The 15,135-nt window shown below is 76.4% G+C and carries 15 protein-coding genes; 7 read left to right on the top strand and 8 right to left on the bottom strand.

Features of this window, described 5'->3' with window-relative positions; genetic code table 11:
• Positions 1 to 238: 238 nt before the first annotated feature.
• The gene (locus BJP40_RS26370) at positions 239 to 853 is read right to left on the bottom strand and encodes a CBS domain-containing protein (RefSeq protein ID WP_071282940.1); all 615 of its coding nucleotides are present in this window, start codon (positions 851 to 853) and stop codon (positions 239 to 241) included.
• Between the two features lie 331 nt (positions 854 to 1,184).
• The gene (locus BJP40_RS26365) at positions 1,185 to 1,643 is read right to left on the bottom strand and encodes a cyclic nucleotide-binding domain-containing protein (RefSeq protein ID WP_071264053.1); all 459 of its coding nucleotides are present in this window, start codon (positions 1,641 to 1,643) and stop codon (positions 1,185 to 1,187) included.
• A 212-nt stretch (positions 1,644 to 1,855) separates the two neighbouring features.
• Between BJP40_RS26365 and BJP40_RS26360 the strand changes: the two genes are divergently transcribed.
• Both BJP40_RS26360 and BJP40_RS26355 read left to right on the top strand, forming a co-directional pair.
• A complete protein-coding gene (locus BJP40_RS26360) occupies positions 1,856 to 2,506 on the top strand; it encodes a CBS domain-containing protein (RefSeq protein ID WP_371258699.1) in 651 nt (216 codons plus the stop codon).
• Positions 2,507 to 2,638: 132 nt separating this feature from the next.
• Positions 2,639 to 3,376 carry a pyridoxamine 5'-phosphate oxidase family protein gene (locus BJP40_RS26355; protein WP_079171490.1) on the top strand — a complete coding sequence of 246 codons (738 nt, stop codon included), beginning with the start codon at positions 2,639 to 2,641 and terminating at the stop codon, positions 3,374 to 3,376.
• A 106-nt stretch (positions 3,377 to 3,482) separates the two neighbouring features.
• Here the strand turns inward: BJP40_RS26355 and BJP40_RS26350 are convergent, their stop codons facing one another.
• The 4 genes from BJP40_RS26350 to BJP40_RS26335 all read right to left on the bottom strand — a co-directional run bounded on the left by BJP40_RS26350 (position 3,483) and on the right by BJP40_RS26335 (position 7,975).
• Positions 3,483 to 3,878, bottom strand: a complete 396-nt coding sequence (locus BJP40_RS26350; protein WP_071282939.1) for a VOC family protein — start codon at positions 3,876 to 3,878, stop codon at positions 3,483 to 3,485.
• A gap of 401 nt (positions 3,879 to 4,279) precedes the next feature.
• Complete coding sequence (locus BJP40_RS26345; protein WP_071282938.1) at positions 4,280 to 5,281, bottom strand: nitroreductase; 1,002 nt, start codon at positions 5,279 to 5,281, stop codon at positions 4,280 to 4,282.
• A gap of 33 nt (positions 5,282 to 5,314) precedes the next feature.
• Positions 5,315 to 6,274 carry a universal stress protein gene (locus tag BJP40_RS26340; RefSeq protein ID WP_079171489.1) on the bottom strand — a complete coding sequence of 320 codons (960 nt, stop codon included), beginning with the start codon at positions 6,272 to 6,274 and terminating at the stop codon, positions 5,315 to 5,317.
• A gap of 357 nt (positions 6,275 to 6,631) precedes the next feature.
• A complete protein-coding gene (locus tag BJP40_RS26335) occupies positions 6,632 to 7,975 on the bottom strand; it encodes a nicotinate phosphoribosyltransferase (protein WP_071282937.1) in 1,344 nt (447 codons plus the stop codon).
• Positions 7,976 to 8,178: 203 nt separating this feature from the next.
• Here BJP40_RS26335 and BJP40_RS26330 point away from each other — a divergent pair, with 203 nt between their 5' ends.
• The 3 genes from BJP40_RS26330 to BJP40_RS26320 are packed head-to-tail and all read left to right on the top strand — an operon-like array spanning position 8,179 to position 10,418.
• Positions 8,179 to 9,162 (top strand): universal stress protein, encoded by a 984-nt coding sequence (locus BJP40_RS26330; protein ID WP_071282936.1) that lies wholly within the window; start codon positions 8,179 to 8,181, stop codon positions 9,160 to 9,162.
• Between the two features lie 6 nt (positions 9,163 to 9,168).
• Positions 9,169 to 10,125 carry a universal stress protein gene (locus BJP40_RS26325; RefSeq protein ID WP_071282935.1) on the top strand — a complete coding sequence of 319 codons (957 nt, stop codon included), beginning with the start codon at positions 9,169 to 9,171 and terminating at the stop codon, positions 10,123 to 10,125.
• A 53-nt stretch (positions 10,126 to 10,178) separates the two neighbouring features.
• Positions 10,179 to 10,418, top strand: coding sequence for a DUF1918 domain-containing protein (locus BJP40_RS26320; protein ID WP_371258698.1), 240 nt, complete (start codon positions 10,179 to 10,181; stop codon positions 10,416 to 10,418).
• A gap of 198 nt (positions 10,419 to 10,616) precedes the next feature.
• On the opposite strand, the gene BJP40_RS26315 is transcribed toward BJP40_RS26320, so the two are convergent.
• Positions 10,617 to 11,252: a CBS domain-containing protein gene (locus BJP40_RS26315; RefSeq protein ID WP_071282934.1), complete on the bottom strand. Its 636-nt coding sequence runs from the start codon at positions 11,250 to 11,252 to the stop codon at positions 10,617 to 10,619.
• A gap of 320 nt (positions 11,253 to 11,572) precedes the next feature.
• On the opposite strand from BJP40_RS26315, the gene BJP40_RS26310 reads away from it, so the two are divergent.
• Positions 11,573 to 12,091, top strand: a complete 519-nt coding sequence (locus BJP40_RS26310; RefSeq protein ID WP_079171488.1) for a DoxX family protein — start codon at positions 11,573 to 11,575, stop codon at positions 12,089 to 12,091.
• 139 nt (positions 12,092 to 12,230) lie between these two features.
• Here the strand turns inward: BJP40_RS26310 and BJP40_RS26305 are convergent, their stop codons facing one another.
• Complete coding sequence (locus BJP40_RS26305; RefSeq protein WP_071282933.1) at positions 12,231 to 13,628, bottom strand: mucin-1; 1,398 nt, start codon at positions 13,626 to 13,628, stop codon at positions 12,231 to 12,233.
• A 251-nt stretch (positions 13,629 to 13,879) separates the two neighbouring features.
• Between BJP40_RS26305 and BJP40_RS26300 the strand changes: the two genes are divergently transcribed.
• A complete protein-coding gene (locus BJP40_RS26300; protein WP_071282932.1) occupies positions 13,880 to 14,902 on the top strand; it encodes a LacI family DNA-binding transcriptional regulator in 1,023 nt (340 codons plus the stop codon).
• The last annotated feature ends 233 nt before the right edge of the window (positions 14,903 to 15,135 follow it).

Raw genomic sequence — 15,135 nt, 5'->3', positions numbered from 1 at the left:
GCAGCGCAGGACCCAGGACGGCCTCCCGACGCCGCGGCCTTCGCGGCGGTCGCCCTCCCCTCCGCCGAGGGCCGCCGACAGCCGGTCACGCACACGGGCGTCCGGCGCCGCCCGACGAGCGGCCGCCGAAGTCCGGCACCGGTGCCGGAGGGCCCCGCACACCGGCCGTGCAGGCACCGGACGGACACACCGGACAGACGCGTGTGCCGGGCGGGGGCCGCCGGCGCGGTGCCGGACGTCAGGCCGTCACCGGCTCCGTGTCGTCCCACTCGTACGCGAGACGGGTGTCCACCGCCACCACCCCGTCGACGCTCTCGCACAGCCGCTCCACGATCGGCACCAGGCTCCGCCGCTCCAGCGTGCCGCTGAGCGTGACCGCGCCGTCGTGCACGTCGACGGTCACGGCCGACGGCGGCAGCCCCAGGGTCCGTGTCACCACGTCCTCCAGGATCTCCTCCTGGATCGCCCGGTCACGCCGCAGGAACAGCTGTAGCAGGTCACTGCGGCTGAGCACGCCGATGAGCCGCCCCGCCGCGTCCACCACCGGCAGGCGCTTGATCCGGTGCCTCTCCATCACGCGCGCCGCCTCCACCGCGCTCCACTCCGGCCGGGCCACGATCGCCGGGCTGGACATGAGCCCCTGCGCGGTGCGCGCCCCGTCGTCGGCCCCGGTGTGGCGGCGCAGCAGGTCCGCCTCCGACACCACGCCGACCGGCTGCTCCTCGTCGTCCACGACGGGGACCGCCGTGATGCCGTACTCGTCGAGCAGCCGGGCGATCTCCTTGAACGAAGTGCCGGGCTGCACGGCGACGGCCTCGGGGGTCATCAGATCGGCCACGCTGCGGTGCCTCATCGCTGGACGCCGTCCCTTCTCGGTGCTCGCTCCACGAATCCCCGCCGCCTTCGAGGATGCCCCCCGGCCGGCCCCGCGCGCCGCAGCGGCGCGGTGCCACCGGCCGCCCGGGGACCGTTCGGCCCTGGCGGCGCGCCCCCGGGCGGTGGTTTCCCGGCAGCGGCGGAAAGGGCTGACGAGAGGCGGGGACAAGCGACTGACGGCCGTGCACCGCGCCATCGGGATCCGCGAGAAGCGGGTGGCCCTTTCCGCCGCCGACCGCCCGTCGCCCGCCCCGGCGCGGGGCGCGGCCCGCGGCCCCGCGCCCGGGGTGGGGCGGGGGCCGCCCGGATCACACCGCGCTGGTCGCGTGCGGTGCGTACAGGTCGAGGAGCCTGACCCGGGTCGCCTGCAGCCGGTGGGAGAGCACCTGCCCCACCCACAGCGTCAACGCGTACCCGAACGCCGGCTCCGCCGCGCACAGGGTGCGCACCGCCACCGCGTCGAACTCCCAGGCCCGCACCAGGCTCATGGCCCCGGCACCGAGCTCCCACTCGTACGGGGGGAACAGCCAGGACAGGCCCACCAGGTCGCCGTGGCCCAGCATCTGGACCTCGGCGGGACGCCGACCCGGCACCCGCGCGTCGAGCGTGACCGCCCCCGTCTTCACGACCCAGAAGCGGTCCGCGGGCTGCTGCTCGTCGAACAGCCGGTCGCCCGGCTCGAAGGCGACCTCCCGGGCCAGTGTCATGAGCCGCTCCCGGTGCGGGGCGGGCACGCTGTTGATCCTCGGTGCTGCGGTTCTGCTCATGGGAACCTCCTGACGGACCCCGCGCACGTCGGCCCCAGCCTCGGTCACCGGGCCACGGGCCCGCAGGGGCCGCCCGGGACACCGGCGTCGGTCCGACCGGCCCTACCGGACGTACCCCCGACAGTGCGACGGTTCTTACGAGCGTACTGAGCACTTCGGCGAAGGGCGCACCCATGGATCGGCGCACCGCTCCCCGTACCGTCGGTGACGTCATGACGTCACCGGTCGTCGCCGTCGGTCCCGACGCGACGTACAAGGAGATCGTGACCGCGCTGCGGACACGGCACGTCACGGCCGTACCGGTCGTGGAGGGCGAGGGCCGCGTCGTCGGCGTGGTGTCGGAGGCGGACCTGCTGCCCAAGGAGGAGCTCCGCGACACCGATCCCTCGCTGGTCGACCAGCGGCTGCGGCTCACCGACTACGCGAAGGCGGGCGCGGTGACCGCCGCGGAGCTGATGTCCAGCCCCGCCGTCACCGTGACAGCCGGGGCCACCCTGCCGCACGCCGCCCGGCTGATGGCCGGACGCGGCGTGAAGCGGCTGCCGGTGGTGGACGGCGACGGGGTGCTGTGCGGCATCGTCAGCCGGGCGGACCTGCTGAAGGGGTTCCTGCGGCCGGACCGGGACATCGCCGCGGAGGTGCGGCGGGACGTCGTGGAGCGGCTCTTCGTCGTCTCGCACCGGGGCATCGGCGTGCACGTCGACCGGGGCACGGTCACCCTCACCGGGGCGGTGCGCGACGCCGCCCTCATCCCGGTGGCCGAGCGCCGCACCCGCGCGGTGGAGGGCGTCGTGGACGTACGGTGCGAGCTGACCGCCCCTCCGGGGGCCCGCACCCCGCCCGGGCGCCGTACGGCACCGTGACCCGCCGTGCCCCGGCCGGCCCGAGCCGGGGCGCGAGCAGGAGAGGCCCCCGTGCCGGGGCGGGGCCGGCCCCGCGGACGCCCCTGCCGCGCCGCGCATGCGGGCGGCGGGTCGCGCGGATACCGTGATGCCATGCCAGGACCTGAGCACCTGAAGGGGGACATCGGGCGCCGCGTCGCCGCCCGCCGCGAGCAGCTCGGGCTGTCCCGGGAGGAGGTCGCCCTGCGGGCCGGCTCCGCCCCCGGGTACATCCAGTACCTGGAGGAGCAGACCGCCACCCCCGGCATGGGGTTCCTGTTGCGCCTCGCGGACGCGCTGGAGACCACCGTCGTCGCCCTCACCGGCGGCGGCGAGGAGCTCACCCCGGGCACCGGCCGTGCCGCGTACCACCCGGAGCTCGTCGAGCTCGGCGCCGACGAGGCGTGGCAGCTGCTCGGCACCCACGGCGTCGGCCGGGTCGCCGTCACGTCGCACGAAGGCCCCGCCATCCTCCCCGTCAACTACCTCGTCAGCGGCCGGGAGGTGGCGTTCCGCACCCAGCCGGGGTCGGCGCCCTCACGGGCGGCACGCACCGGCGCGGGCGACATCGCGTTCGAGGTGGACCACATCGACGACCTGTTCAGCCAGGGCTGGAGCGTGCTGCTCGTCGGGCCCGCACGCGAGGTCGCGGGCGTCGACGAGGTCCGCGTCCTGGAGGAGGCGGCCTTCACCACCCCGTGGGCGGGCGGCGAACGCGACCTGTGGGTGGCCGTCGCGCCCCGCCGCGTGACGGGCCGCCGCATCCACGTGCACCACACCCACGAGCCGGGCGGGGACGAGGTACCGCCGCCGGGTCACCGGCACGGCGGCGCCGCCCCCCACGGCGCCTGACCACGCTCTGCCGGTCGCCTCGCCTGCCGGTGTCCTGCCCGCCCCGCGGATCCGGCCCCCGCGGCGGGGGCCCGGCGTGGCCGTGCGGCAGCGCGTTCGCGGGTGCCTACGCGTGGGACCAGTCACGCGTGGACAGCACCAGCAGATAGCCGTCGGGGTCCTGGACGGTCACGCCCCAGGTGTCCCAGTACGGGTTGTGAGCGGGCACCCGCTTCCCACCGTGCCGCTCCAGTCGTCCCACGAGGGATGAGGGCACCGGTTCGCCGAGGTAGACGACCAGCAGGTCCTCCGCCGTCGGCTGCGGCTCCAGGGGAGCGGCGGGATCGTGGACGAGTTCCAGGTGCCAGCCGGCCATCAGGAGCGAACTGTCCCCGGGGGTACCGTCCGCGGCGTGCCGGTACAGGACGTCGAGGCCGAGCCCCGAGACCCAGAAGCGTTCCGCCGCGCCGAGGTCGCGCGAGGGCCGTGCGATGCGGATGTGAGCCGTGGCGTCGGCCGGCATGGGTCCCACCTCGTCGTCAGAAGAGACCCACGGGGAGCCGGGGGCCGGACCCGTGGGCGTGGCTGGCAGTGATCATAGGGATCACCCGGCCGGGTGCCATCGGGCGCCGGCCCTGGTTCCGACGGCCCAGGACCACGCCAGGGCGGAGGGCCGGCGGTGGGCAGGGCGGCGGCCCGGTCGGCCCCGGTCCTCACCGGCCCGCGGTCGCCGGCCGTGTCGACGCCCGCCAGCGCCGCCGCCACGGCGTTGCGGAGCCGCCCCCGTGTCGCTCGGAATGCCGCCGTCCGACGTTCGCCCACCCGCGGCGCACCGGCAGGGCCGGCGGTACGCCGCCGGCGCCGCACGCCTCCGGCGGGGCCGGCCCCGCGCGTACGCGACCGCCACGTGCCGGGGCCCCGGCTTCAGCCCGCCTCGTCGACGCGCAGGACCTCCTCGACGGGCCGCCGGGGGGTCGCGGGAACCTCCGGGCCGTACCCGAACCGGATGAGCATCTGGGCGTGTCCCATCGCCGACCGCGGGTCGCGCACCGCCCACCGCAGCTCCGGCCACTCCAGGGCGTGCGAGTTCAGCGATGTGGCGAGGCCGTCCAACGTGGCCTGGAGCAGCACCCGCTCCACGGCCTGCCCGGCGTGCAGCCAGTCCACGGGACGGTCCTGCCGGGTGCCCAGCACGGCCAGGCACGGCATCTGCTCGAACACCGCCGTGCCCCGCCCCGCGGGCCGCTCCGACGCCGCGAAGTCCCGGACCGGAGCCCGTCCCCCGTGCCGGCGCGGGCCCAGCGCGTAGCTCGGGATGCCTTCGGCCCGGCCCGGGTCGTCGGCGGACTCCGCACGCCACGTCCAGCGGGCCACCTCGGCCCGCTTCCCCGCGTCCGAGGCCTCCTCGGCCTCCGCGTCCCGCACCAGCTCCAGCACCGCCTCCGTCTGCCAGGCGTCGAGGAACACCAGCCGCGCGCCCTCCGCCAGAGCGGCACCGCTCAGTTCGTCGCGCACCGCCTGCGGAACGGCCTCCTCGGTGAACGGGAACCGGTTCGTACGCCGCCTGGCGAGTGCCGGGTACAGGTCGGCGAGCCGGTCGTCCGCCGCGACGGGCTTGCCGAATACCACGTCCGCGAGCACTTCGGGGTCCGCCGGATCGGGCAGCAGGGTGATGCCCGGCTCCCATCCGGCGCGGGCCGCCGCCACCCGCAGGTTGAACAGCGCGGCGCCGCAGCCGACGTGCAGGGCACGGTGGTCCGGGTCCGCGTGCGGCATGGCGCGCGCCGGGTCCATCCGCATCCGCAGCACACCCGTGCCGCGCGCGTACCGGAACAGCCACGGCTGCGCGTTGTGCATGGACGGCGCCGTCGTGGCGTCCGCGACGAGGGACGTCACGGTGTCGGTGTCGAGGGAGCGCACCTGCATGGCGGCCTTCTCCTCCAGGGCCGGGCGGCCCGCCTACTCGCCGTGGGGAACCACGGCGACCGGCAGGGCCGCGTGATGGATCACCGCGTGGGCCACATGGCCCAGACGCGGTCCGAACGGCAGCAGGGCCGCACGGCGGCCCACGACCAGCATGGCGGCGCCTTCGGCGGCCCGCACCAGCTCGGCCGCGGCCGGCCCGGGGACCGTGCGCGCCACCACCGGTACGGACGGGTGCTTCCGGCGCCACGGCAGCAGCAGGTCGGTGAGGCTGCCGGAGACCTGGCGGGCCACCTGCGTGCGGATGTCCGGGTCGACCGCCGCCGCGTAGCCGTACGCGGCGGGCAGCGACCAGCAGTGCAGCGCGTGCAGGGCGCAGCCCCGCACCGCGGCCTCCTCGAACGCGAAGGCGAGCAGGTCGCCGCAGGGCTCGAAGACGTCCACGCCGACGACGACGTCCCCGGCCGCGGCCGGGGTGCGTCCCGGCGCCCCGGTGCCGCCCTGCTCCGCGGCACCGCCGGGTCCGGCGGCCGCCGCGGTATCCGGCTGCGGGTGACTGCCACCCCGCCGCCGTACCAGTACGACGGGGCAGCGAGCCGCCCCGGCCACCGCGAGGCCCACCGAGCCCGCGAGGAAGCCTGCCAGCGCGCCCCGTCCGCGGGACCCCAGCACCAGCAGCCCCGCCGGGCCGTCCGGTCCCGTCCCGGAGGCCAGCGCCGCGGCGGTGCTGCGGCCCGTCGGCGTCCCCGTGGCGACGGTGAGACCCGGGTGGGCCCGCTGCGCCCGCGCCACCGCGACCCGCAGCAGCCGCTGCGCGTGCTCGGTTGCGCCCGGCGCGGGGCGTTCCTCCAGGGCGTGGACGAGGTGGAGCGGCGCGTTCCTCAGCGCCGCCTCGTCGGCGGCCCAGGCGGCCGCCGCCGCGCTCTCCGGGGAGCCGTCCAGCCCCGCCATGACGGCGTGCGGGCCGTGCGTGGTCGTGCTCCGTGCGTCGGTCATGTCGGGCCTCCCTGCCTCCAGCCTCGCCGCCCCCCTGGCGCGGCGGGAGGGCCCGACCGGTCCGTCGGCGGTCCGAACGTCCCTTCCCCGCCGTGATCCGCCACGCCGGGCCCGCCCGCGCCAGGTCGTGCCCACGCGGTCTGCGGAGCCGGGCGGCGCGGTGACACGGCCTCCGTGAGCCCCGCTCACCTGCGGGCCCGGCCTGCCCGGAAGGTCCGCGGCGGCGGGTCAGGCGGGTGCCTCCACCCGGCGCGGGGGCCCGCGGTGCCTCAGCGGGGCCGACCGAGGGCAGGGGCCCGCCGACCGCCGCCGGTACCGGCGTACGCGGTACCGCCCCCGCCGGTACCGCGTCCGGTGTCATCGGCTCCCGCCCGCCGCCTTCGCCTGCTCCACCAGCCGCTCCCGCACCCCCTCCGTGAGCGCGGCCAGGCGGGGCGACACCTGCGGCACCGGCGGCTCCGGGTCGCGCACCCGCCGGGCGGCCGCCGGCAGCGCCGTCACGTCCCTCACGAACCGGGCGTGCGCGGACGCCAGGTCGCCCGGCGGGCCGAGCCGCCGCCCGCCGCGCATCACCGTGCGCAGCAGCGGCTCCGCGCCGTCGGGCCGCGGCTCGTCCCGCAGCGCCAGCACGTCGGGCCCGCCCGGCGTGCGGAACACCTGCTTGCGGCCCGGTGCCGTCACCTTCGCCGACGACAGCTTCATCACCGGCCGGCCGTCGTACTCGACGAGCTTGTACGCCGAATCGAGGTACGGGGCGTCCGCCGACGTCCCGACCTTGGTGCCCACGGCGTACACGTCGACCGGCGCGCCCGCCCGCACCAGCGCGTCGACCCCGTACTCGTCGAGGCCGCCGCTGACGACGATCCGCACCTCCGGCAGGCCCGCCGCGTCCAGCAGTTCCCGGGTCCGCCGCGACAGCGCGTCCAGGTCGCCGCTGTCCAGCCGGACGCCGCAGCCCGCGCCGCGGTGCAGGTCGCGCAGCACCCGCGCCGCCACCGCCACCCCGCGCTCGGTGTCGTACGTGTCGACCAGGAACGTCACGGGGCCCGGGTGGGCGCGGGCGAAGGCGCGGAACGCCGCCTCCTCGTCGGGGAACGCCTCGACGTACGAGTGGGCCATCGTGCCCGACGCGGGAAGCCCGAGGCGGGTCGCCGCGGCGACGTTGCTCGTGCCGGCGAAGCCGACCAGCCCTGCTGTCCTGGCCGCCTGGAAGCCGGCCTGCGGCCCGTGCGTGCGGCGCAACGAGAAGTCGACCACCGGATGCCCGCCCGCCGCCAGCACACAGCGGGCGGCCTTCGACGCGACGGCCGTCTGGTGGCTCACCAGCGACAGCAGGTACGTCTCGACCAGCTGGGCCTGCGGCAGCGGCGCCGTCACCTCCAACAGCGGTTCCCCGGCGTGCACCACCCGCCCTTCGGGCACCCCCCGCACCTCGCCCTCGAAGGCCAGTCCCAGCAGTGGTTCCAGCGCCTCCGGGCCCCGGTCCAGGGCGGCCGCGAAGCGCCGCACGTCCGCCCGCGTCACCCGGAAACCGGACAGGTAGTCGAGGGCCGGTTCGAGGCCCGCGCTGACGAGGAACCCGCGCCCGGGAGGCAGCCCCCGCACGAAGAGGCTGAAGGTGGCGGGCCGGTCCATGCCCTCCCGGACGTACGAGAGGGCCATCGTCACCTCATACAGGTCGGTGGTGGTCACGTCGGACATGGTCGGCACCGTCCTTCCGGCCCCGCCCCGCGAAGGGCAGGCACTCTCCAGCATGGAACGGGTACCCGGCACCCGGCAGGGACGTTCGGCCCGTGACGCTGCCCCGCGGGCCCCTGCCGGCCCGCCGCCCGCGGTGCGAGCGTGGTGGCACAGCGCGGACACCGCGCGGCCGGACGACCGGCCCCAGCCCCTCAGGAGGAGCCATGAACCACGACACCACCCAGGGACCGGCCGCACCGGCCGTCGGTGCCGGCGACCTCGGGCCCGTCGTCGCGGGCGTCGACGGCTCCGTGCAGGCCCGCTCCGCAGCCCTGTGGGCAGCGGCCGAGGCCGACCGGCGCCGCCGGCCCCTGCATCTCGTTCACGCGTCGGGTACCGACAACCGCGCCCTCTACGCGTCCGTCGAGACCATCGAGAAGGCGCGGGAAGCCGGCCGCGACCTCCTCGCCGAGACCGCCGAACTGGTCGAGGAACGCTTCCCGGACCTGGCCGTCACCAAGGAGTACAGCTCCCGCGAGGCCGTCACGGCCCTGCGGGAGGCGGCGGGCGCGGACGGCACCATCGTCGTCGGCAGCCGGGGCCTCGGCGGGTTCGGCGCCCTGCTGCTCGGCTCCGTCGGACTCGGTGTCGCCGCACGCGCCAAGGTGCCCGTCATCGTCGTGCGCGGCGGCGACGAACGGCCGGGCGACGGCGCCGTCGTCGCCGCCGTGCGCGGCTCGGACGACCTCCCGTGGGCCCGCTACGCGGCCCGCGAAGCCGAGGCACGCAAGGCGGAACTGCGGCTGCTCACGGTCTGGGCGCCCCTCGCCCACGTCGGAACGGCGGCCGTCCTCCTCGACGACATCGACGGAGTCGCCAGGGACCGGGTCCGCGAGACCGGACGCCTCGCCGAGACGCTCCGCGCCGAGTTCCCCGGCCTGACCGTGACCACCGAGGTGGAGGGATCGCGCTCCGTCCCCGGACTCCTCGTCGAAGCCTCCCACCACGCCGGCCTGCTGGTCCTGGGGGCGCACCGGCCGCCCTTCGGGATCGGCCGGTCCCTCGGACACGTCACGCACGCGGTACTGCACCACGCCCACTGCCCCGTCGCGATCGTGCCCCGCGCCTCCGCCGACACGGAGGAGGGGACACCGGGTGAGGCGGTGGGCGGCACGGCCGGCGCCACGCCACGGGAGGGGGAGGAGTGAGCAACGATGACGGCACCGCGAGGACCCCATGAGCACGAGCGCAGGGAAGCACCCGTGATCGTCGTCGGAGTGGACCCGCGCGGCGGGTCCAGGCCCGCGGTGGGCTGGGCGGCCGACGAGGCCGCCCGCCGGGGCGTCCCGCTGCACCTGGTCCTCACCGTGCCGGTGCTGCACGACCTGCCGCACGGCAGCCGCCGGCACCGGGTGGCGGACTCGGCGCACCGGGCGGCGCTGCGCACGGAAGGCGCGGAGGTGCTCGCCGACGAGTCCGCCTGGGTGGCCGCCGCCCACGGCGGGCTCCCCGTCACCACGGAACTCCTCGACGGAGGACCCGCGGCCGTCCTGTGCGGCTGCTCGCACCGGGCACTGGTGATCGTCCTGGGGTCGCGGAGGCTCGGCCGCTCGGCGGAGCTGTTCAGCTCCAGTTCCGTGACGGTGCCGGTGAGCGCGCGGGCCTCCTGCCCCGTCGCCGTGGTGGCCGACGAGCCGCGCACGCCGCGGGGCCCCGCCCACCTGGTCGTCGGTATCGACGGGAGTGAGCCGTCCAGGGCCGCGCTGGCGTTCGCCCTGGAGGAGGCGCAGCTGCTCGGCGCGTCCGTGCGGGCCGTCTGGGTGTGGCCGCACCCGCGCGTGCCGCTGGGCGACCTGCTGCCGGAGAACCTGGGCGCCCTCGTGGGAGGGCCCGCGGGCGACGAGGCGGCGGCGGCCGGGGAGCGGCACCGCCTGCTGGCCTCGGCCGTCGCGGGCTGGCCGGAGAAGTACCCGGGGGTGCCGTTCACCGGTCACGTCCTGCGGGGCCACCCGGTCGAGGAGCTGGCGCTCGCCTCCCATGACGCGTTGGCGGTCGTCGTCGGGCGGCGCGGGCACGGCGGCTACACCGGCATGCGGCTCGGCTCGGTCGTCCACGGACTGCTCCAGCGGGCCGAGTGCCCGGTCGTGACCGTGCCGGAGCCGGCGGGCTGATGCCCACGAGGCGGCCCGGGACACCCACGAGACACCCACGAGTGGAGACGCCGATGAACGCGCACGCACACGAACGGGAACACGGCGGAGCCATGCACGCGGCGCCCGGGGACCGGATCGTCGTGGACGGCCCGGTCCTGGGGGTGCCCCGCCGCGACGGCGAGGTGGTCGCCGTACGCCATGCCGACGGCACACCCCCGTTCGAGGTCAGATGGTCCGACACGGGACGGGTGACGCTCTTCTTCCCCGGCCCGGACGCCCACGTCCACCACTTCGTCCACCGTCCCGGCTGAGCCGCCGCCGGCCCGGTGCCTCACCCGGTACGCAACGCCGCGGCCGGGAGGCCGCGGCGCTCAGGTCGTGAAGGCGCGTGGCGGTGGCGGTGAAGGCGGGGTGTGGTGCACGCGGCCGTGTCCCGGCCCACCCGTCCACGCCCGGCCGCCGCGTGGCCGCCCGAGTGGTCGAGCGGCCACCCGGCGGCCTCCCTGCCGTCAGCCGCCTGCCAGGTCGAGCCGGATGTCCACGACTCCCTCCACGGCGCGCACCGCCCGCGCCAACAGCGGCACGAGCGCGCGGTCGTGCAGCGGTCCGGAGAGCGTGGCCACGCCGTCCTGCACGGTCACGCCCGTGCCCGCCGCCCCCGGCACCTCGGGCAGCACCGACGTGCGGATCTCCTCGGCGATCTCCTCGTCGGGGCGCAGGAACACCTTCAGCAGGTCGCTGCGGCTCACCACGCCTTCCAGGAGTCCGACGCCGTCGACCACCGGCAGTCGCTTCACCTGCCGCCGTGCCATGATCCGCGCCGCCTCGGCCAGGGTCGCGTCGGCGTGCACGGTGACCGCCGGGGCGGACATCAGGTCCTCGGCGTACACCGCCTCGGCCTTGGCAGCGTCCGTGAGGGACCCACCACCGGCGAGGGACCCGGCGTCGTCCCGGAACTCCTCCTTCGGCAGCAGGTCGGCCTCGGAGACGACGCCGATCACCCGCCCCTCGCCCTCCAGCACGGGCAGGGCACTGACCTGCCACTGCTCCATGAGCGCCACGATCTCCTTGTACGAAGCGCGCCGCCCGACGGCGATCGCCGTGTGCGTCATCACGTCGCTCACAGTGCGCGGTGCAGCGAGCATCGCGTCCACCTCCTGCTTGCGTCCCGGCCGGCCCCGCTGCCGTCCGGGTGCCCGGTCCGGCCGCGGTCCGCCCTCGCGGAATCCTCCTGCGTCCAGACTGCCGCCGCGGCCCCGGCGCGTCCCAGGGCCTGTGGGCCGCCGGGGCGGGCCGGGGGTCCCTCCGCACCGCGGCGTCCCGTGCCGGACGGAGCACTGCGGGGAGACGGTCCCGGCGTCCCCCGTAGGTGGGAACGGCCCGATGTGCCGTTCTGCCGACCGGCACGGGCGCGCAGGATGGCGGGGACGCAGGACAGAGCCGAGTGTGAAGGACGTGCCCCGCCATGACTGCTCCCTGGACGCTGACGAGGCCCTCGGCGGCCGTGTCCCGCCGCACGCACCTGCTGCACACGGAGGCGCCGGGCGCGGTGCTCCTCGTCCGGTTGTCCGCGGGCGCCGTGTTCGTCTGCGAGGGCTTGCTGAAGTTCGTCCGCCCCGGAGAGCTGGGCGCGGGCCGCTTCGACCGGGCCGGCCTCCCCGTGCCGGGCTTCCTCGGCTACGTCGACGGCACGCTGGAGGTCGTCTGCGGACTGCTGCTGGCCGGACTGCTCACCCGGCTCGCCGCGGCCCCCATGGTCGTCAACATGACGGGGGCCCTCCTCGTCACGAAGGTGCCGATCCTCTGGGGCGGCGCCCCGCTGTTCACCGACATGGCGGGCTGGTGGGACTTCGCCCACGCGGCCCGCACGGACCTGGCGCTGCTGTGCGGCAGCGCGTTCCTGCTCGCCGTGGGGGCGGGCCCGTGGTCCGTGGACGCACGGCTGTCCCGGCACACGATGCTGGAGGCGGCGACGCGCCCCTGAGTCCTCGCCCCCGCCGCGGCCCCCGTCCCGGAGGGGCCGGGGGTGACGGGGGAGTGCCCACGACCGCGGCGGGCCCTGCGGTGGAGCCTCGGCCGGGGCCTGCGGAACGTCGCGCCGGAGCGGCGGCCGGCACGGCCCGCTACGCGACCGGCACGGCGGGACCGGGCCACACGGCCGACGCGTCGTCCCGCGCCGGGTCCGGCAGCCGGACCGGCCGCACCGGCACCCGGTGCACACCGCCCTCCGCGGCGGCCGTCCACGCCACCGGGCGGCCGGAGTAGCTGAGCGCGGTCAGCACGAACACCCCGTCCGCGTACACCTCGACGTACTCGCCGACGGTCAGGACGCGCAGTGACCCGGCCGGCGTGCCGAGGGAGGTCCGGGCGAGCACGGCGCCCCCCGGGCCGCTGATCCGCAGCTCCGCCGCGCCGTCGTACGACACGGTGAGCGCCGGCTCGGCACCGGCGCCGGTCGGATGCCGCCGCAGGACGACGTCGACCGGCCCCGCGACCGCCACGTCGCCGACGGCGTGGAGGAGCTCCGCCCCGCCGGCTTCCTCCGCGCCGGGCTCTCCCGTGCCGGTGGGCGTCGCCCCGAGCCACCGGTCGAGCCCCGGCCACCAGGCCAGGTACGGCGGGGCTTCGGCGGGCGTGACGAGCAGCTTGGGTTGCGCGAGCATGCCGCGGCAGGGGGCGCCGGCGTCGGTGAGGCCGACCCTCCGCGGAGTGGTGTGCAGGACGACGCGGGAGCCGTCGGGGGCGGCGACCACCCGGGGTGCGTACGCGCCGGACGGGCCGAGCTGCCCGCGGCGCCGCCACGGGCCCTCCAGCCGGGGCGCCGTCCACGCCTCGAAGCCGCGGGTGGCGCCTATGGAGCCGAGCAGCAGCCACGACCCGTCGTCCAGCCGTTCGAGCACCGGGCACTCCAGCTCGTCGACGTCGCCCGGTGAGATCAGCGGCGGGTGCACCTCCCAGTGCTCCAGGTCCGTGGAGGTCGCCAGCCCGACGCAGCCGCCGCGGTCCACCGGCAGGGAGGCGTCGCTTGCGCAGACCACCATGGCCCAGGCGGTGTCGTCGTCGTTGCGCACCACGAACGGGTCGCGCCAGCCCATGTGTTCACCGGTGCGGTACCAGCGCGGGTCCGCTTCGACGACCGGCCCCGTGCCGTGCCGCCGCCACCCGGTGCCGTCGAGACGGTCCGAGTACGCCAGGCCCACCGCCTGGAGCGGCCAGCCGCCGGGGGTCAGGCCCCCCATTCCGGTGTAGAGCATCGCCATCCCGTCGCCGTGGCGGAAGGGGTGCATGGTCCACACGGCCCGCTGGTCGAAGCGGCCCGGCAGGCCGGTGCCGAACGCCGGTCCCTGAGCTTCCCACCGCACGAGATCCGCCGAGGTGGCCCTGCCGTACGAGGTCTCCATCCTCAGGTGGTCGAAGTCCTCGGTCCACGGGCCCTGGAGGTGCAGCACGGTGTACGTGCCGTCCCCGGCGCGGAGGACCGCGAAGTCGTTCACACAGAGACCGGGCGGGGCGTAGCGCATGGACCACTCCTGCGGGTGTCGCGATGTCGGGGGGCGCCGGCGGGGCGTGCGAGCGGGGAAGCCGCGCCCTACGGCCGGGAACTCAAACGATTGCGTAGTGTGCCGGGCTCTTCAGCGCAGCCCTGAAAGCGCGCCAAGTAAATATGAACGCAAACGCTTGCGCAACCGGGAGGTCGGGTTTACGGTCTGGACACCCGCCGCTCACACCACCGTGACGCACGGCGGAGGAGAACTGCCCGGGAGGACCCGCCGTGACCGTCAGCATCACCGATGTCGCACGTGCCGCCGGAGTGTCGGCGTCCACCGTGTCGCGCGCCCTGCGGGGCAGGGACGGCGTGTCGGAGGAGGTACGGGCGCGGATCACCGCCGTCGCCGCCTCGCTCGGCTACACCGCCTCCCGCTCCGCGGCCGCTCTGGCCAGTGGCCGCACGTCCACCATCGGCGTCGTCGCCCCCTACGTGGGGCGCTGGTTCTTCGGCAGGGTCCTCGACGGCGCCGAGCAGGTGCTGAGTGACGCCGGCTACGACGTGCTGCTGTACAACCTCGGCTCCGCCGAGGCCAGGAAGCGCTTCTTCACCCGCATGCCGGCCCGCAAACGCGTCGACGCGGTGCTGTGCCTGCTCATCCCCGACGAGGAGGAGGCGGCGGCGCTGCGCTCCCTGGGCGTGCCGCTCGCCGTCACCGTGGGCGGGCCCCGGCCGGGCTTCACCGCCGTCGGCATCGACGACCGGGCCGGTGCCACCCTCGCCGTACGGCACCTGGTGAACCTCGGCCACCGCAGGATCGGCATGATCTCCGGATCCAGCGGCCCGCAGCGGTGGACGACGCCGGGCGAGCGCCGCCGCGCCTACCTGGACGTGCTCGCCGAGGCCAGGGCCGACCACGATCCGGCGCTGGAGGTGGACGGCGACTTCACCGTCAAGGGCGGTGAGCGCGCCATGACGGAACTGCTCGCGGCGGTGCGTCCGCCGACCGCCGTGTTCGCCCAGTCCGACGAGATGGCCATGGGCGCCCTGCGCGCGCTGCGCATGCACCGGCTGAAGGCGCCGGACGACGTGTCGGTGGTCGGCTTCGACGACCACGAACTGGCCGAGGTCGCAGGACTGACCACGGTCGCCCAGCCGGTCGCGGAGCAGGGCGCGGAGGCGGCCCGACTGCTGCTGCGGCAGCTGGAGGACCCGGACGCCCCCCAACCCGCGTACCGGGAGATGCCCGTCAGCCTCGTCCTCCGGGAGACCACCGCCCCACCGCGCCGCACCCCCGGCAACCGCTAGCGCCGCGGCCCGGGCACCCGCACCCCGCGTGCCTCCGGGCGACGACGGTCCTCCTCGCGCCGGGCTTCCCCCGACCGGCGACCCCGGTCCCGGCCCGCCGCAGGCGCCTCCACCCGGCCCCGCCGCTCACCACCCTGCCCCGAAAGCCCGAAAGCCCGAAAGCCCGAAAGCCCGAAAGCCCGAAAGCCCGAAGGCCCGGCGTCTGTTCTGTCGTACGCCGCCTCACCACCCCC

This window comes from Streptomyces sp. CC53 (genome assembly GCF_001865245.1).
In the GTDB taxonomy this organism is placed as follows: Bacteria; Actinomycetota; Actinomycetes; order Streptomycetales; family Streptomycetaceae; genus Streptomyces.
The sequence above is the reverse complement of the archived record's forward strand: the minus strand, read 5'-3'. Positions and strand labels throughout refer to the sequence as shown.